General features: G+C 71.8%; 15 protein-coding genes. 7 read left to right on the plus strand and 8 right to left on the minus strand.

What is annotated here, in order from left to right; translation table 11 throughout:
• Nucleotides 1-30 precede the first annotated feature (30 nt).
• Both ACGFML_RS19550 and ACGFML_RS19555 read right to left on the minus strand, forming a co-directional pair.
• A complete protein-coding gene (locus ACGFML_RS19550; protein WP_393545256.1) occupies nt 31-1,320 on the minus strand; it encodes an ArsA family ATPase in 1,290 nt (429 codons plus the stop codon).
• Nucleotides 1,317-2,369, minus strand: a complete 1,053-nt coding sequence (locus tag ACGFML_RS19555; protein WP_393545258.1) for an ArsA-related P-loop ATPase — start codon at nt 2,367-2,369, stop codon at nt 1,317-1,319. The genes ACGFML_RS19550 and ACGFML_RS19555 overlap by 4 nt, the downstream gene beginning before the upstream one ends.
• 173 nt (nt 2,370-2,542) lie before the next feature.
• On the opposite strand from ACGFML_RS19555, the gene ACGFML_RS19560 reads away from it, so the two are divergent.
• The 4 genes from ACGFML_RS19560 (at nt 2,543) to ACGFML_RS19575 (ending at nt 5,046) form a co-directional block, all read left to right on the plus strand.
• Nucleotides 2,543-2,701: a DUF4177 domain-containing protein gene (locus ACGFML_RS19560; RefSeq protein WP_003967454.1), complete on the plus strand. Its 159-nt coding sequence runs from the start codon at nt 2,543-2,545 to the stop codon at nt 2,699-2,701.
• Nucleotides 2,698-3,162 carry a RidA family protein gene (locus tag ACGFML_RS19565; protein WP_393545260.1) on the plus strand — a complete coding sequence of 155 codons (465 nt, stop codon included), beginning with the start codon at nt 2,698-2,700 and terminating at the stop codon, nt 3,160-3,162. Before ACGFML_RS19560 ends, ACGFML_RS19565 begins: the two co-directional genes overlap by 4 nt.
• Before the next feature lie 112 nt (nt 3,163-3,274).
• Nucleotides 3,275-4,219, plus strand: coding sequence for an NUDIX hydrolase (locus ACGFML_RS19570; RefSeq protein WP_393545261.1), 945 nt, complete (start codon nt 3,275-3,277; stop codon nt 4,217-4,219).
• Nucleotides 4,216-5,046 (plus strand): MBL fold metallo-hydrolase, encoded by an 831-nt coding sequence (locus ACGFML_RS19575; protein ID WP_393545263.1) that lies wholly within the window; start codon nt 4,216-4,218, stop codon nt 5,044-5,046. Before ACGFML_RS19570 ends, ACGFML_RS19575 begins: the two co-directional genes overlap by 4 nt.
• A gap of 105 nt (nt 5,047-5,151) precedes the next feature.
• Here the strand turns inward: ACGFML_RS19575 and ACGFML_RS19580 are convergent, their stop codons facing one another.
• Nucleotides 5,152-5,826: a Crp/Fnr family transcriptional regulator gene (locus tag ACGFML_RS19580; protein WP_006604164.1), complete on the minus strand. Its 675-nt coding sequence runs from the start codon at nt 5,824-5,826 to the stop codon at nt 5,152-5,154.
• A 404-nt stretch (nt 5,827-6,230) separates the two neighbouring features.
• Here ACGFML_RS19580 and nth point away from each other — a divergent pair, with 404 nt between their 5' ends.
• The 3 genes from nth (at nt 6,231) to ACGFML_RS19595 (ending at nt 9,427) form a co-directional block, all read left to right on the plus strand.
• Complete coding sequence (gene nth / locus ACGFML_RS19585; RefSeq protein WP_393545599.1) at nt 6,231-7,412, plus strand: endonuclease III; 1,182 nt, start codon at nt 6,231-6,233, stop codon at nt 7,410-7,412.
• A gap of 73 nt (nt 7,413-7,485) precedes the next feature.
• Nucleotides 7,486-8,214 carry an NUDIX hydrolase gene (locus ACGFML_RS19590; protein ID WP_393545265.1) on the plus strand — a complete coding sequence of 243 codons (729 nt, stop codon included), beginning with the start codon at nt 7,486-7,488 and terminating at the stop codon, nt 8,212-8,214.
• A 13-nt stretch (nt 8,215-8,227) separates the two neighbouring features.
• Entirely contained in the window at nt 8,228-9,427 is a 1,200-nt protein-coding gene (locus ACGFML_RS19595) for a MarP family serine protease (RefSeq protein ID WP_393545267.1), read from the plus strand.
• Between the two features lie 492 nt (nt 9,428-9,919).
• Here the strand turns inward: ACGFML_RS19595 and ACGFML_RS19600 are convergent, their stop codons facing one another.
• From ACGFML_RS19600 to ACGFML_RS19620, 5 genes are all read right to left on the minus strand, one after another.
• Nucleotides 9,920-10,858: an alpha/beta fold hydrolase gene (locus ACGFML_RS19600; protein ID WP_393545269.1), complete on the minus strand. Its 939-nt coding sequence runs from the start codon at nt 10,856-10,858 to the stop codon at nt 9,920-9,922.
• On the minus strand, nt 10,855-11,313 hold the full coding sequence (locus ACGFML_RS19605) for a phage holin family protein (RefSeq protein ID WP_393545271.1): 459 nt from the start codon (nt 11,311-11,313) through the stop codon (nt 10,855-10,857). The genes ACGFML_RS19600 and ACGFML_RS19605 overlap by 4 nt, the downstream gene beginning before the upstream one ends.
• 46 nt (nt 11,314-11,359) lie before the next feature.
• Complete coding sequence (gene nhaA, locus ACGFML_RS19610) at nt 11,360-12,712, minus strand: Na+/H+ antiporter NhaA (RefSeq protein WP_393545600.1); 1,353 nt, start codon at nt 12,710-12,712, stop codon at nt 11,360-11,362.
• 282 nt (nt 12,713-12,994) lie between these two features.
• On the minus strand, nt 12,995-14,962 hold the full coding sequence (gene acs / locus ACGFML_RS19615) for an acetate--CoA ligase (RefSeq protein WP_393545273.1): 1,968 nt from the start codon (nt 14,960-14,962) through the stop codon (nt 12,995-12,997).
• Nucleotides 14,963-15,109: 147 nt separating this feature from the next.
• Entirely contained in the window at nt 15,110-17,452 is a 2,343-nt protein-coding gene (locus ACGFML_RS19620; RefSeq protein ID WP_393545275.1) for a SulP family inorganic anion transporter, read from the minus strand.
• Between the last annotated feature and the right edge of the window lie 121 nt (nt 17,453-17,573).

The raw sequence follows: 17,573 nt of genomic DNA on the forward strand, positions 1-17,573 counted from the left end.
TGGTCGGCCGTCGGCGGTCGGCGCCGGTGGTCAGCTGGTGGCCTCGGCCGGGTCCAGCGCGATGCGGTCACCGATCGCGCGCAGGCCGGCGAGGTCATGGACGTCACCGGGCAGCGCGGCGATCTCGGTCACCGGGACCTCGGGATGCAGCGCGGTGAAGCGATCCCGGGTGCGCCGTTCGCGCGCCAGGACCTGCATCCGTTCCGCGTGCAGCCGCAGCAGCCCGGCGGCGAGATGCGCCGCTGAAGCCGACGTGGGTGGCACCTGCTCCGCCGTGGCGGGGGAGTGGCCACCGGCGGTTCCTGAAGCAGCCTTCCCGTTGTGATGATCGACAATGCCGGGCGGTTCAAGATTTTCGGCGTCGTCCGTGAGGGCCTCCACGGCGGCCAGCGCGCGCTCCGCGCTCAGCTGGGCCGCCCCGCTGCCGTGCACGCGGTTCAGGACGAGACCGGCCAGCGGCATCTGCTCGGCGGCCAGCCGCTCGACGAAATACGCCGCCTCACGCAGCGCGTCCCGCTCCGGCGCCGCCACCACCAGGAACGCCGTGCCGGGCGCCTGCAGCAGCCGGTAGGTGGCGTCCGCGCGGGTGCGGAAGCCGCCGAACATGGTGTCCATCGCTGCCACGAACGTCTGCACATCGCGCAGTAGTTGACCGCCCATCAGCTTGCTGAGGGTGCCGGTCATCATGGACATGCCGACGTTCAGGAACTTCATCCCGGCGCGGCCACCGACCTTCGCCGGCGCCATCAGCACCCGGATGAACTTGCCGTCCAGGAAGGAGCCGAGGCGCTTGGGCGCATCCAGGAAGTCCAGAGCGGAGCGGCTCGGCGGGGTGTCGACGATGATCAGGTCCCACTCGTCGCTCGCGCGCAGCTGGCCGAGCTTCTCCATGGCCATGTACTCCTGCGTGCCCGCGAAACCGGCCGACAGGGACTGGTAGAAGGGGTTGTCCAGGATCGCGCGTGCCCGGTCGGCGTCCGCGTGCCCTTCGACGATCTCGTCGAAGGTGCGCTTCATGTCCAGCATCATCGCGTGCAGCTCGCCGCCCGCGGCCTCGCCGACGTCCTTGACCTGCCGCGGGACGTTGTCGAGCTCCGAGATGCCCATCGACTGCGCCAGCCGCCGTGCGGGGTCGATGGTCAGCACGACGACCTTGCGGCCGCGCTCGGCGGCCCGTACACCCAGCGCCGCGGCGGTCGTCGTCTTTCCGACGCCACCGGAGCCGCAGCACACCACGATGCGGGTGCGTCGGTCGTCGAGCAGCGCGTCGACCTCGAGCCAAGGGGCCGAGGCGTCCAGGGTCGTGTCGTCCGCGGTCATATGGGCCCCTGTTTCCGCAGGTCTCTCGCCAGACGGTAGAGCCCGGCGAGGTCCACTCCCTCGGGGAGCAGCTCCAACTCGTAGGTGGGCAGGCCGAGCGCCGTCAGCTCGGCGTGCTCGGCGCGCTCCAGCTCGACCCGCTCGGCGTGTTCGCGGGCCTGCTCCAGCAGCGGGTCGATCAGCCGGTCGGCCAGCCCGCCGCGCCGCGCGCCGCCCAGGCCGGCCTGGGAGAGCGCCTTGGCGACGCCTGTGCGGGCCTCGCGGGCGGCGCTGTCGAGGTCGCCGTTGTCCAGCAGGGCGGGTCGGGTCATGTTGATGACGACGCCACCCACCGGGATGCCTGCCGCGCGCAGCTCCGCGATGCCGTCCGCGGTCTCCTGGACCGGCATCTCCTCCAGCAGGGTCACCATGTGGACCGCGGTCTCGGGCGATTTGAGGACCCGCATCACGGCCTGCGCCTGATTGTGGATGGGGCCCATCTTCGCCAGGCCCGCCACCTCGTCGTTGACGTTCAGGAAGCGGGTGATGCGGCCGGTCGGCGGGGCGTCCATCACGACCGCGTCGTAGACGAACCGGCCGTTCTTGTCCTTGCGGCGGACCGCCTCGCACGCCTTGCCGGTCAGCAGGACGTCCCGCAGGCCGGGAGCGATGGTCGTGGCGAAGTCGATCGCGCCGAGCTTCTTGAGCGCCCGGCCCGCGCTGCCCAGCTTGTAGAACATCTGGAGGTAGTCCAGGAGGGCGCGCTCGGCGTCGATGGCGAGGGCGTACACCTCACCCGCCCGTCTTCCGCCACCGCGCGGCGCTTCCCCGCCGGACTCCGTCCGGGGGGACCCCCGCCGCGGGGCACCTTCCGATGCCGGTCCTACAGCGATCTTGCGCTCCTCGTACGGAAGCGCCTCGGTTTCGAACAGCTGGGCAATGCCCTGCCGGCCCTCGACCTCGACCAGGAGGGTACGTCGACCCTCGGTGGCCAGGGCGAGAGCGAGGGCAGCGGCAACCGTGGTCTTGCCGGTGCCGCCCTTGCCGCTGACGACATGGAGCCTGCTCACGTCAAGGAGCCTAACCAGTCCGCGTCGCGGCTACGCACGGGATACACCCGGGAAGACCCGGAGATCCGCAGCACATTTCTCCGGGAGACTTCAGGGTCGCGACGGGAACGGGCTCCCAGGGGTCGGCGTGGACGGCGTCCGCCGCCGCCCCGCACAGGTATTACGCTCGGCCCATGACCAAGTGGGAATACGCGACCGTGCCGCTGCTCGTGCACGCGACGAAGCAGATTCTGGACACCTGGGGCGAGGACGGCTGGGAGCTGGTCCAGGTCGTGCCGGGCCCGAACAACCCCGAGCAGTTGGTGGCCTACCTGAAGCGGGAGAAGGCGTGAGCGCCGCGGAGGACAAGATTGCCGCGCTCGGCCTGAAGCTGCCGGAGGTCGTACCGCCGCTGGCCGCATACCAGCCGGCGGTGCGCTCCGGTTCGTACGTCTTCACCTCCGGCCAGCTGCCGATGGTGGACGGCGCGCTGCCGGCCACCGGCAAGGTGGGCGCCGAGATCAGCCCGGAGCAGGCCAAGGAGCTCGCCGCGATCTGCGCGCTCAACGCCCTGGCCGCCGTGAAGTCGGTGACCGGCGACCTGGACCGGATCCAGCGCGTCGTGAAGGTCGTCGGGTTCGTGGCCTCGGCCTCGGACTTCACCGGTCAGCCGGGAGTGATCAACGGCGCCAGCGAGCTGCTGGGCGAGGTCCTGGGCGACAAGGGCGTGCACGCCCGGTCCGCGGTGGGCGTGGCGGTGCTGCCGCTCGACGCGCCGGTCGAGGTCGAGATCCAGGTCGAGATCGCCGAATAGTCGCCGGGTCCGGACCCGGACCCGCACCCGGACGACGGTCAGGGCGCCGAATAGTGGCCGAGGGGGCCGAGAGGCCCTCGAACATCCGCGCGCGAGCGCATAGCATCCGGCCATGTCGTCGACGACCAATGGCCAGTGGTATCCGCCGGAGTGGCCGGACCGCATCCGGGCGCTCGCGAGTGGCGAGCTGACCCCCGTCACGCCCCGGCGGGCCGCGACCGTCCTGCTGTTGCGGGACGCCGCCCCCGGCTCGGCCTCCAGCGGACCCACCGTCCATATGCTGCGCAGACGCGCCTCCATGGCTTTCGCCGGAGGCGCGTACGCGTATCCAGGCGGCTCCGTCGACCCGCGCGACGAGCGCCCCGTGGCCTGGGCCGGTCCGTCGCGCGCCCAGTGGGCGGTGCGGATGGGGGTCGACCCGGCCGCCGCGCAGGCCATCGTCTGCGCGGCGGTACGCGAGACGTTCGAGGAGGCGGGCGTGCTGCTCGCCGGCACCTCGGCCGACACCGTCGTCGCGGACACCACCGGTGAGGACTGGGAGGCCGACCGGGCCGCCCTGGTGGCCCACGAGCTCTCCTTCGCCGACTTCCTGGGCCGTCGCGGCCTGGTCCTGCGCTCGGATCTGCTCGGCGCCTGGGCCCGCTGGATCACCCCGGAGTTCGAGCCGCGGCGCTACGACACCTGGTTCTTCGTCGCCGCGCTCCCCGAGGGCCAGCGCACGCGGAACGCTTCCACCGAGGCGGACCGTACGGTGTGGATCCGCCCGGAGGAGGCCGCGGCCGGCTACGACCGCGGCGAGCTGCTGATGATGCCGCCGACCATCTCGACGCTGCGCGGGCTGGAGCCGTACGGCTCCGCCGCGGATGCGTTGGCAGCGGCGGAGGCCCAGGACCTGACGCCGGTGCTGGCCCGCGCCCGCCTGGTGGGCGGCGAGATCGAGCTGAGCTGGCCGGGGCACGACGAGTTCACCAAGCACATCGCGACCGACGAGCCGGGCGACGGCGATTCCGACGGGCCCTCAGACGCCTCGAACCCTCCGGGAGGGAACCCCACATGACCGAAGCAGCCGCCCTCCCCGGCCGGCCCCGGGGCGGAGCGATCTCGGGGCAGGCCACGGCGCGCGCCCACTGCGTGCTGGCCCCCAACCCGTCGGCGATGACACTGGACGGCACCAACACCTGGATCGTCGCCGAACCGGACTCCGACCTCGCCGTCGTCATCGATCCCGGGCCGCTGGACGAGGCCCATCTCCGGGCGGTCGTCGACACCGCCGAGCGGGCCGGCAGACGGGTCGCGCTGACGCTGCTGACCCACGGCCACCCCGACCACGCCGAGGGCGCCGCCCGGTTCGCCGAGCTGACCCGTTCATCGGTACGCGCCCTGGACCCGGCGCTGCGGCTCGGCGGCGAGGGCCTGGCGGCGGGCGACGTCATCACCACGGGCGGCCTGGAGCTCCGGGTGGTCCCCACCCCGGGCCACACCGCGGACTCGCTCTCCTTCCACCTCCCGGCCGACGCCGCGGTCCTCACCGGGGACACCGTCCTGGGGCGCGGCACCACCGTGGTCGCGCACCCCGACGGCCGCCTGGGCGACTACCTCGACTCGCTGCGGCGGCTGCGCTCCCTCACCGTCGACGACGGGGTGGCGACGGTCCTGCCCGGTCACGGGCCGGTGCTGAACGACGCTCAGGGAGTGGTGGAGTTCTATCTGGCGCACCGTGCCAACCGGCTCGCCCAGGTGGAGACCGCGGCCGAAGCCGGCCATCGCACGCCCGCCGAGGTCGTCGCCGACGTCTATGCCGATGTCGACCGCTCCCTGTGGCCGGCTGCCGAACTGTCGGTGCGGGCGCAGCTGGAGTATCTGGGCGAGCACGGCCTGATCTGATGCGACCCCTTACGGGCGCAGTGGCCGCCCGCGGGCGGCCGACGGTGCCGCCGCACCACGACGAAGGGCCCCGGCTTGCTGCCGGGGCCCTTCGTCGTGGTGCGGTCAGCGTGACCGCTTGGCCAGCCGCTCGACGTCCAGGAGGATCACGGCGCGAGCCTCCAAGCGAAGCCAGCCACGGCCGGCGAAGTCCGCGAGCGCCTTGTTGACGGTCTCACGGGAGGCGCCGACGAGCTGGGCGAGCTCCTCCTGGGTGAGGTCGTGCACGACGTGAATGCCCTCTTCGGACTGCACGCCGAAGCGGCGTGACAGGTCGAGGAGGGCACGCGCCACACGGCCCGGCACATCGGAGAAGACCAGGTCGGACATCTGGTCGTTGGTCTTGCGCAGGCGCCGGGCGACGGCGCGCAGCAGGGCCGTGGCCACCTCGGGGCGGGCGTTCAGCCAGGGCTGAAGGTCGCCGTGGCCCAGGCCGAGCAGCTTGACCTCGGTCAGCGCGGAGGCGGTGGCCGTGCGCGGGCCCGGGTCGAAGAGCGAGAGCTCTCCGATGAGCTCGCCGGGGCCCAGGACGGCGAGCATGTTCTCGCGGCCGTCCGGGGATGTGCGGTGCAGCTTCACCTTGCCCTCGGTGACCACGTACAGGCGGTCGCCGGGGTCCCCTTCGTGGAACAGGGCGTCGCCGCGGGCGAGCGTGACCTCTCCCATCGAGGCGCGCAGCTCGGCCGCCTGCTCGTCATCGAGCGCCGCGAAGAGCGGTGCGCGCCGCAGAACGTCGTCCACGAGATCTCTCCTTGTCGACATGCTCCGGGGGACTGTGGTCCCCATCATGCCGGAATGCAAAACAGTGCGATCAATCACAAGTTTGCCGGACCGGTGCCGCGAGCCGTAAGGCAGGGGGCCGATTGGGGTCACGAATCATGGTGGCCGGGGCGGTTGTCAGTGGGTGGCCTTAGTCTGGCCGAGTGTCCAATACGCCGGTGGGAGCACGGGACTGGGGGGCTGAGTGAGTGAGCGCCGAGGGTGATTCCGCTGTGGGCGAACACCCGTCCACCGATACGGCGGATGCGGATAAAAGTAACGAATCCCCCTCCAGGGTGATGGCGGCCGTTCGGCAGTTGCCGCGACGGTCCGGCGCGTCGCGGTCCGCGGCGGGAGAGGCGCTACCCCCGACGGACGAGCCCGGGATACGGGCAGACGCAACCGCTGAGACCTCCGTATCGAAGAGCCCGGTAGGCAAGACCTCGGCAGGGAAGAAGATCGCCGTGAAGGAAACCCCCGCGCAGCCGGCGGCCAAGAAGGCCGTCAAGAAGCCCGCAGCCACGACGACCCGCGCCAAGACCGTCGCCAGGAAGGCCGTGACGACGAAGGCCGTGACGACGAAGGACGCCGCGACGAAGAAGGCCGCGACGAAGAAGGCCGCCGTGGCCAAGGCCCCCGCCGCGAAGAAGGCGACGGCCAAGAAGGCGACGGCCGAGAAGGCGACGGCCGAGAAGACGGCGGCCGAGAAGACGGCGGCGAAGAAGGCCGCGACGGCGAAGACCGCCACGGCCGAGGCCGCGGCCAAGAAGGCCGCCCCCGCGAAGAAGGCCCCCGCCCGCAAGCCCGAGTCGCGGGCCGCCATGGTGCGGCGGGCGCGCCGGATCAACCGGGAGCTGGCCGAGCTGTATCCGTACGCCCACCCCGAGCTGGACTTCACCAACTCCTTCGAGCTGCTGGTCGCCACGGTGCTCTCCGCGCAGACCACCGATCTGCGGGTCAACCAGACCACCCCGCGGCTGTTCGCGGTCTGCCCGACGCCCGAGGACATGGCCGCCATGGATCCCGAGCGGCTGGAGGAGCTGATCCGGCCCACCGGCTTCTTCCGGGCCAAGACGAAGTCGCTGCTCGGGCTGTCGGCGGCGCTGCGCGACCGCTTCGACGGCAAGGTGCCCGGCCGCCTGGAGGACCTCGTCACGCTCCCCGGCGTCGGCCGCAAGACCGCCAACGTCGTGCTGGGCAACGCCTTCGGGGTCCCGGGGATCACCGTGGACACGCACTTCGGTCGCCTGGCGCGCCGATTCGGCTGGACCACCCAGGAAGACGCGGAGAAGGTCGAGGCGGACGTCGCCGCGATCTTCCCCAAGAGCGAGTGGACGATGCTCTCGCACCGCGTCGTCTTCCACGGCCGCCGGGTCTGCCACTCCCGTAAGCCCGCCTGCGGCGCCTGCCCCATCGCCCCGCTGTGCCCGGCGTACGGCGAGGGCGAGACGGACCCGGAGAAGGCGAAGAAACTGCTGAAGTACGAGCTGGGCGGCCGGCCGGGGCAGCGGCTGAAGCCGCCGGCCGACTATCCGGGGCAGCCCGCGCCCCCGATGACGGCTCCATGACGAAAGCCGCGGTGAGCACCGCGTGACCCCGGAAGGGGACCGACCGCAGATGCCAGGGCCTGAGGGGGCGCGTATGACGAGTGCACGGGAGCAGTACGGCGAGGAGGCCGAGACCCGGAAGGGTACGGCGTACGGCCGGGAGGTGACCGTCACGGCAGACGGCCTGCCGGAGTGGCTGGCCCCGGTGGCCCGGGCGGCCGCCACGGTCGAGCCGCGGCAGCTCAGCCGCTTCCTGCCGCCCGAGAGCGGCGGTCGGCAGTCGGCGGTGCTGATCCTCTTCGGCCAGGGCCCGCGCGGGCCCGAGCTGCTGCTCCTGGAGCGGGCCGGCACGCTGCGCTCGCATGCCGGCCAGCCCTCCTTCCCCGGGGGCGCGCTCGACCCGGAGGACGGCGATCCCGAGGGCCGTGGCCCGGTGCGGGCGGCGCTGCGCGAGGCGCAGGAGGAGACCGGTCTGGATCCGGCCGGTGTCCAGGTCTTCGGCGTGCTGCCGCGGCTCTACATCCCGGTCAGCGGCTTCGTCGTGACGCCCGTTCTGGGCTGGTGGCGCGAGCCCAGTCCGGTGGGCGCGGTGGATCAGGCGGAGACCGCTCGGGTCTTCACGGTGCCGGTGGCGGATCTCACGGACCCCGGCCACCGGGTCACCTCCCGGCACCCCAGCGGTCATGTCGGCCCGGCCTTCCTCGTCGAGAACGCCCTGGTCTGGGGCTTTACGGCCGGTGTCATCGACCGGCTGCTGCATTACGCGGGCTGGGAGATTCCGTGGGACCGTGACAAGCACGTCCCGCTCGACTGGCGCGCGTGAGACGGTGTCCGGCGTGAACGTCCTGGACATCCTGCTGCTGGTCGCCGCCGTGTGGTTCGCGATCGTCGGCTATCGGCAAGGCTTTGTCGTCGGCATCCTGTCCGTGATGGGCTTCCTCGGAGGCGGCCTGATCGCGGTCTATCTGCTGCCGGTGATCTGGAACGAGATCACCGGTGACGCGACGCCCGGCACCTTCGCGGCCGTCGCGGCGGTCGCCATCGTGATCGTGTGCGCTTCGGTGGGGCAGGCCCTCACCACCCACCTGGGCAACAAACTGCGCCGCCACATCACCTGGTCACCGGCGCGGGCGTTGGACGCGACCGGCGGCGCGCTGGTCAACGTCCTGGCGATGCTGCTGGTCGCCTGGCTGATCGGCTCCGCCCTGGCGGGCACGTCCCTGCCGACGCTCGGCAAGGAGGTGCGCAACTCCAAGGTGCTGCTGGGCGTCTCCCGGGTGATGCCCCAGGCGGCGAACACCTGGTTCGCGGACTTCTCCGCCGCGCTCGCGCAGAACGGCTTCCCGCAGGTCTTCACGCCGTTCTCCAACGAGCCGATCACGAATGTGCCGGCGCCCGATCCCGCGCTGGCCAGCAGCCCGGTGGCGGAGCGGGCCAGGCGAAGCATCGTCAAGGTCGTCGGCACGGCGCCCAGTTGCGGGAAGGTCCTCGAGGGCAGCGGATTCGTCTTCGGAAGGCACCGCGTCATGACGAATGCGCATGTCGTCGGCGGCGTCACCCGGCCGACCGTCCAGGTGGGCGGCGAGGGGCAGCAGTACGAAGCCCGTGTGGTGCTCTACGACTGGCAGCGCGATATCGCGGTCCTGGACGTGCCCTCGCTGGATGCCCCCGCGCTGAGGTTCTCCGGCACGGGCGCGAGCAGCGGCAAGAGCGCCATCGTCGCCGGCTTCCCGGAGAACGGCGGCTACGACGTCCGCGCGGCCCGCATCCGCGGGCGGATCCAGGCCAACGGCCCGGACATCTATCACCGCGGCACGGTCGCCAGGGACGTCTACTCGCTCTACGCCACGGTCCGGCAGGGCAACTCCGGCGGCCCGCTGCTCACCCCCAAGGGCGAGGTCTACGGCGTCGTCTTCGCCAAGTCGCTCGACGACTCCCGCACCGGCTACGCGCTGACCGCCGACGAGGTCCGCGAGGACGTCACCAAGGGGCGTACGGCCGTGCGGCAGGTCAACAGCCAGGGCTGCGCGATCTGAGGCAGGCGGGGCGCGAGCGGCGCGGGGAATCGAGGTTTCCCGCGCCGGGCGCTGCCGGAAGCCGCGTCAGGAGGCGCGGCGGCTCAGCTTCGGGGATGCCGGAGGCGTGCGCTCATCCAGCGCGCTCTGCGGCGCAGGATGCGCGGAATGCCCATCGGGTGCTCGGGACCGGGGGAGCCGCCGGAACCGAGGTCCGGAGTTTCCCTCTCCCGAGTGCCCACTGCAGCGGCACTGCTGCGGCGGTTGCGTGCCACGTCACGGTAGTCGTGCGTCCAGCCCATACTCACGAGACTGCCCGTGGCCCAGGGTCCGTAACCGCTCCGGGAGCCGCCAATTGGCCTATGCGCCAGGCAATTGGCTGTTCGTCACACGAAAGTTCGACGCCGCTGGGAGCGGGCCTCGCCGGGCGTCTCCCGAAGCGCCCGCAGGCCGGTGATCGGCGTCCGTTCACCGGGTCCGACGGCCCGGTGCGACGGCATCCGACGGCCGGTCTCAGCGGTCCGGTTCGGGGTCCTTCAGCCAGTTGATCAGTTCCGTCGAGAAGGCCACCGGATCCTCCTCGTGCGGGAAGTGACCCAGGCCGTCGAAGAGCCGCCAGCGGTAGGGGGCCTCGACGTACTCGCCGGAGCCCGCCGCGCTGCGGGTGCGCATCACCGGGTCGAGGGAGCCGTGCAGATGCAGCGTCGGGACCCGTACCGGCATCTTCATGCGGCGGTTGAACTGGATGCCGTCCGGGCGGGCCAGCGACCGCACCATCCAGCGGTACGGCTCGATCGAGCAGTGCGCCGTCGAGGGGATGCTCATCGCCCGCTGATAGACCGCGATGGCGTCGTCCTCGGGCAGCCGGGGCCCGGACCAGTCGCGGATCATGCGGCCGACCAGCGCCGCGTCGTCCGCGGTCAGTCGGCGTTCCGGCAGCCAGGGCCGCTGGAAGCTCCAGATGTGTGAGCTGCGGGCGCTCTGACGGACGTCGGCGAGCATCGCCGAGCGCCAGCGCCGCGGGTGCGGCATCGAGGACACCGCGAGCCGGCGCACCAGCTTGGGCCGCATCACGGCCGCCGTCCAGGCCAGATAGCCGCCCAGGTCGTGCCCGACGAGCGCGGCGTCCGGTTCGCCCAATGACCGTACGACGCCCGTGATGTCGAGGGCGAGGTTCGCGGGGTCGTAGCCGCGCGGGGTGCGGTCGCTGCCGCCGACGCCGCGCAGGTCCATCGCGACGGCCCTGAAGCCCGCGTCGGCCAGTGCGGGGAGCTGGTGGCGCCAGGTCCACCAGAACTGCGGGAAGCCGTGCAGCAGCAGCACCAGGGGCCCGTCGCCCATCTCGGCGATGTGGAAGCGTGCGCCGTTCGCCGCGACGTCCCGGTGCGTCACCTCTTTCCCGCCGGGGACGTCGAGACGTACGACCGAGGCGGTGCTGTCAGGGGCTGTCATACCGACGAGCGTGTCACAGACTCCAGGACCGGGTGGTCCGCGGGCGCGACGCGCGGGTGCGGCTTGGCCTTCTGCAGTACGGCCGCGGTCTGCTTGGCGGAGTTGATGGACCGCTCCGGCTTCTTGATCTTCTTCATCTTGGCGATCGCGATGAGGGACAGCAGTCCGGCGAGCACCAGGAAGGCGCCGCCCACGATCAGGAAGGACCAGGCCAGCCCGAGGCCGAGGTTGTGGATGCCGTACGCCGCCGCGAAGCTGAGCACCGGCAGGGCGAACAGCGCCAGCGCGCCCGCCACCATGAACGCGGCGCTGCCGATACCGGCCCGCTTGGCGTCCTGCCGGAACTCCGCCTTGGCCAGCGCGATCTCGTCGTGCACCAGTGCGGACATCTCGGCGGTGGCCGTGGCCACCAGCTGTCCGAGGCTGCGGTCCGTGCTGCCGTCGGCTGCGCTCATCGCCGTCTCCCTCATCATCTTCACCCGGATTGCCAAGCCTCTCAGATCATGCCGGACCATCGTCTCCGGCGGGTGCCTCGGCGGCTACTTCGGCAAGGCGGCGGTGTTCGGCGGCCTTTGCCTCGAGAATCGCGGCCATCCGCAGGTGGTACTCGGGCTTGTCGATCTCGTAGATGTCGGGGATGCCGTCCTGGTCCTCGTCGCGCTCCTCCTCCTCGCACAGCTGCTTGTACTTGGTGTTGCGGACCTTGAGCAGGACGCCCGCGAAGACGGCGGCGAGCAGCGAGCCGATCAGCACCGACGCCTTGATCTCGGCGGCCAGCGCGAGGTCTTCGGAGAACGCCAGCTCGCCGATGAGCAGGGAGACCGTGAAGCCGATACCGGCGAGTGCGGCGACGGCGAAGACGTCCGGCCACTTCAGGTCCGGGTTCAGTTCCGCCTTGGTGAAGCGGGCGGTGGCCCAGGTGCCGCCGAAGACGCCCAAAGCCTTGCCGACTATCAGGCCGAGGACGACGCCGAGCGTCTCGGGCCGGGTGAAGACCTCGTGGACCGCGCCGCCGGAAACGGACACACCGGCGGAGAAGAGCGCGAAGAGCGGGACCGCGAGGCCCGCCGAGAGGGGGCGGACCAGGTGCTCGATGTGCTCGCCGGGGGACCGGGTCTCGCCGTCGCGACGGTGGCAGCGCAGCATCAGGCCCATGGCGACGCCCGCGATGGTGGCGTGCACCCCGCTGTTCTCCATCAGGCCCCAGATGACCAGCGCGAGCGGGACGTAGATGTACCAGCCGCGGACGCCCTTGCGGAGCAGCAGATAGAAGGCCACCAGGCCGACGACGGCGAGGCCGAGCGCCAGAAAGTCGATCTTCGAGGTGAAGAAGATTGCGATGATCAGGATCGCGAAGAGGTCGTCGACGACGGCCAGGGTGAGCAGGAAGGCGCGCAGCGCGGACGGCAGGGACGTGCCGAGGACGGCGAGGACGGCGAGCGCGAAGGCGATGTCCGTGGCGGTGGGGACCGCCCAGCCCTGCAGCGAACCGCCGCCGATGCCGTTGACGGCGGCGTAGACGATCGCGGGCATCGCCATGCCGCAGAGCGCGGCGACGACCGGCAGGGCGGCGGCCTTGGGGTCGCGCAGCTCGCCGGCGACCAGTTCGCGCTTGAGCTCGATGCCGGCGACGAAGAAGAAGAGCGCGAGCAGGCCGTTGGCGGCCCAGTGCTGGACGGACAGGTCCAGGCCCAGCGAGGCGGGGCCGAGGTGGAAACCACGGATCGCCGCGTAGCTGCCGCTCAGGGTGTTCGCCCAGATCAGAGCCGCTACGGCGGCGACGAGAAGGAGGACCCCGCCGACCGTCTCGGCGCGCAGTGCGTCCGCTATGAAGTTCCGCTCCGGCAGGGGCATCCGGCCGAGGAAGGGGGAACGGCGGGGGGTGGGGGCGCTCACGGGATGACCTCCGGTCACTTCGGCAGCTGTGTACGGCTGTTGCAGTTGCCGACCAGACTTCCCGGCGCACCCTGTGATTCTTGGCGTGTCATTGACGCACGCACTACTTTACCGGGCGGGTGCAAGGAGCTATCCGGCGCCCCCACTTTACGGGCAAATCGGGCGTCTGGCCGCCCGGGCGCATGCCGAAGGGGGGCACCGGCCGCGTCGGCCGGTGCCCCCCTTCGGGGCGGGTCCGGCTCAGTCCTCGGCGGGCGCGCTCGGCAGCTTCGCCTGGATCAGGTCCATGACCGAGGAGTCGGTGAGCGTCGTGACGTCACCGAGGTCGCGGTTCTCGGCCACATCGCGCAGCAGTCGCCGCATGATCTTGCCGGAGCGGGTCTTGGGCAGCTCCGCGACCGGCATGATCCGCTTGGGCTTGGCGATCGGACCGAGCTGCTGGGCGACATGCGCCCGCAGCGCCTCGACCAGGCCCTCGTCCTCGGCGGTGGCGCCGCCACGCAGGATGACGAAGGCGCAGATGGCCTGGGTGGTCTGCGGGTCGGTGGCGCCCACCACGGCGGCCTCGGCCACCTTGGGGTGCGAGACCAGTGCCGACTCCACCTCGGTGGTGGAGATGTTGTGGCCGGAGACCAGCATCACGTCGTCCACCCGGCCCAGCAGCCAGATGTCGCCGTCGTCGTCCTTCTTGGCGCCGTCGCCCGCGAAGTACTTGCCCTCGAAGCGGGACCAGTACGTGTCCAGGTAGCGCTGGTCGTCGCCCCAGATCGTGCGCAGCATCGCCGGCCACGGCTCGGTCAGGACGAGGTAGCCGCCGGCGCCGTCCGGGACCTCGCGGGCGTCGTCGTCCACCACGGTCGCCGCGATGCCGGGCAGCGGCACCTGTGCCGAGCCGGGCTTGGTCTCCGTGACGCCCGGCAGCGGGCTGAGCATCATGGCGCCGGTCTCGGTCTGCCACCAGGTGTCGACGATCGGCGTGGCATCGGCGCCGATGTGCTTGCGATACCACATCCACGCCTCGGGGTTGATCGGCTCACCGACCGACCCGAGGACCCGCAGCGAGGACAGGTCGAACTTCGCCGGGATGTCGTCGCCCCACTTCATGCAGGCGCGGATCGCGGTCGGCGCGGTGTAGAGGATCGTGACGCCGTACTTCTGCACGATCTCCCACCAGCGGCCCTGGTGCGGGGTGTCCGGCGTGCCTTCGTAGAGCACCTCGGTCGCGCCGTTGGCGAGCGGGCCGTAGGCGATGTACGAGTGGCCGGTCACCCAGCCGACGTCGGCGGTGCACCAGAAGACGTCGGTCTCGGGCTTGAGGTCGAAGACGGCGTGGTGGGTGTACGCGACCTGGGTGAGGTAGCCGCCGGTGGTGTGCAGGATGCCCTTGGGCTTACCCGTTGTGCCCGAGGTGTAGAGGATGAACAGGGGGTGCTCGGCGTCGAACGCCTCGGGCGTGTGCGTCTCGCTCTGCCGCTCGACCAGCTCGTGCCACCACACGTCACGGCCCTCGTGCCAGGCGACGTCCTCCTGGCCCGTGCGGCGCACGACCAGCACGCTGCGGACGTTCTCCGTGCCGGGCCTGGTCAGCGCCTCGTCCACGGCGGGCTTGAGGGCGGACGGCTTGCCGCGGCGGTAGCCGCCGTCGGCGGTGATCACCACGCGGGCGTCGGCGTCGTTGATGCGGGTCGCCAGCGCGTCGGCGGAGAAGCCGCCGAAGACGACGGAGTGCGGGGCGCCGAGGCGCGCGCAGGCCAGCATGGCGATGACCGTCTCGGGGATCATCGGCATGTAGATGGCGACCCGGTCGCCGGTCTGCACGCCCAGCTCGATCAGCGCGTTGGCGGCCTTGGAGACCTCGCGCTGGAGCTCGGCGTAGGTGAGGGCGCGGGTGTCGCCGCCCTCCCCCTCGAAGTGGATGGCGACCCGGTCGCCCAGGCCGTTCTCCACATGGCGGTCCACGCAGTTGTACGCGACGTTGAGCTTGCCGTCGGCGAACCACTTCGCGAAGGGCGCGTTGGACCAGTCGAGTGTCTCGGTGGGCTCGACCGCCCAGTCGAGGCGCTTGGCCTGCTCGGCCCAGAAGCCCAGCCGGTCCGCCGCGGCCTGTTCGTACGCTGCCGCGGTGACGTTGGCATGCGCGGCCAGCTCGGCGGGCGGCGCGAACCGCCGTTCCTCCTTGAGCAGGTTGGCCAGGCTTTCTTTGCTCACGTCTTCTCCCAATCCCAGGGCGTCCGGTGTGTCCCGGGTCATAGCTCATCAGCCCATACCCGGCCGTGACAAGGCCTGTGGAAAAATATTGGTTTAGACCTTTCAATACACGCCTCTTTTGAGGGCCGTTCGGACCAGCGGCGCAGGTCAGGCCGTGACCTGCGCCGGTTCGCCGTGGACCGCGGAGAACCGTGCGGTGGCCTCGTCGAGGACATAGGCCTGCGCCTCACCGACGTGGAAATACATGCCGTGCAGCGCGAGCGAGCCCTCCGCCACCCTGCGGGCCACGCACGGGTGGGCCCGCAGGTGGTCGAGCTGCTGCAGGACGTTGACGAGGGCCAGCCGCTCCTGCTCGTCGGTCACCGGCCGGTTGTCGATGGCGACTTCGCCCCGGCCCAGCCGTCCGATCCGCCGCATACGGGACAGGCTCGGGCGGCCGTGCCGCAGCCATCGGGCGAGCGGTGTCTGTTCGTCCTCGTCCGCGTCCGGCGTGGTGGAGGCCAGCAGTGCCCCCATCGCGCCGCACCCGGAGTGCCCGCACACCGTGATCGAACCGACGCGCAGCACCTCCACCGCGTACTCGATCGCCGCCGCGACCGAGTCGCAAGAGGTGTCCGAGCCCGGCGGCGGCATCAGGTTGCCGACATTGCGGACGGTGAACAGATCGCCCGGACCGCTGGACGTGATCATGCTCGTGACCAGGCGGGAGTCCGCGCAGGTCAGGAAGAGCTGGGTGGGCCGCTGGCCCTCGCGCGCCAGCCGGGCCAGCTCTTCGCGCACCAGCGGTGCCGTATGGCGCTGGAATGCGCTCACCCCGCCCAGCAGTTGGCTCCCGCTGCTCTGCGGCACCGACTCGGCGGTGGGGGCGGGCCGGGTGCAGTGGTGGTTGCGCCAAGGCGTCCACGGGCGGCAGGAGTGCGCGCTGGCGGGTTCGGCGATCGGACGGCCCGAACGGCCGCCCAGGGTGACCCAGCCGCCGTGTGCCCGGTGCCCGGCGGACCAGGACCGCAGCGCCTCGTAGGCGGCGTGGTCCATGAACGAACCGCACAGCTCGACCACGACGTTGGCGCGCGCCGGTACCAGCGCGAGCGCCCGGGTCAGCCGCGGCACCGCCAGGAACGTGAGCTGCCCGCTGACCCGCACCCGGTGGCAGTCGGCCTCCTCGGTCACCGCGATACGGGTGTGGGTGAGCCGGCGCAGCGCCAGGAACACCGAGACCGCGACGCCCGCCGCCACGCCCTGCAGTACGCCGAACAGCACGACCGCGCCCAAGGTGGCCGCGTACACCGGGAACTCCCGGTGCCGCTGCACATGGCGAATGTGCGCGAAGCTGACCATCCGTACGCCGACCACCATCACCAGGGCGGCGAGCGAGGCCAGCGGGATCAGCTCCAGCGTCCCGGCCAGCAGGCCCGCGCAGAGCAGTACCCAGAAGCCGTGCAGCACGGTGGCGCGCCGGGTGGCGGCGCCCGCCCGCACATTCGCCGAGCCGCGCATGGCGCCCCCGGAGACCGGCATGCCGCCCAGCAGCCCGGAGACGGCGTTGGCGACGCCCTGGCCGGCCAGCTCGCGATTGAGCTTCGAGCGGCCCTGGGGGGTACCGGGCCGCTCGGCCGCGATGCGGTCCACCGCCACCGCGGACAGCAACGACTCCATGCTGGCCACCAGGGTGACGGTCAGTACCGCGGCGGCGGCCGCGGGCCAGGAGGCGTCCGGCAGTGCGGGCAGTTCGGGCAGCCGCCAGGACGGCAGGTCCACGCGTGGTACCGCCGTGCCGGCACTGACGGCCGTGGCGGCGAGGACGGCGGCCAGCGGGGCCGGCGCCAGCCGCGCCCAGCGTCCGCCGCGGCCGGGCAGGTGCTTCCAGCCGGCCAGTACGGCGACGGTGACGGCGCCGATCAGCAGCGCGGCGGCGTGCGGATGCTCCAACTGGCGGGGCAGTGCGGCGACGTTGTCGAGTGCCGAGCTGTCGGGGGTGCCACCGAGCACCACATGGAGCTGGCCGACGGCGATCGTGACGCCGATCCCGGCCAGCATGCCGTGCACGATCGCCGGGCTGACGGCCAGCGCCGCGCGGGCCACCCGCAGCGCCCCCAGGGCGATCTGGGTGAGACCGGCGAGGACGGTGACGGCGCAGGTGGCGCGCCAGCCGTAGCGCTGGACGAGGTCGGCGGTGACCACCAGCAGGCCGGTGGCCGCGCCGCTGACCTGGAGCGGGGCGCCGCCCAGCAGCCCGGCGACGAGGCCGCCGACGGCCGCGGCCACCAGGCCGGCCTGAGGCGGGGCGCCGGTCGCCAGTGCGATGCCGAGGGACAGCGGAACGGCGAGCAGAAAGACCACGACCGAGGCGGAGAGGTCCCGGCGCAGTGCTCCTGGGCCCGCCTCCTCGGCGCGTGGTTCGGGTACCGGAGCCCTACGGCTCCCGGGCGGGATCTCGGTGGGGTGCGGTGCACGCGGCATGGGCGGCGGCGACTTCTCGATCTGCGACATTCCCGTCTCCTCCGGGGCGACGCGGTCGCGCGGGGCGCGATCGTGGGCGGCGGTGTACTGCGGCGGGACGCGAGCGGCCGGACCTCGCGGTGGGCGACGGTCCGGCAACTCTCAAGCAGCG

The sequence above is a fragment of the Streptomyces sp. NPDC048650 genome (assembly GCF_043199095.1).
In the GTDB taxonomy this organism is placed as follows: Bacteria; Actinomycetota; Actinomycetes; order Streptomycetales; family Streptomycetaceae; genus Streptomyces.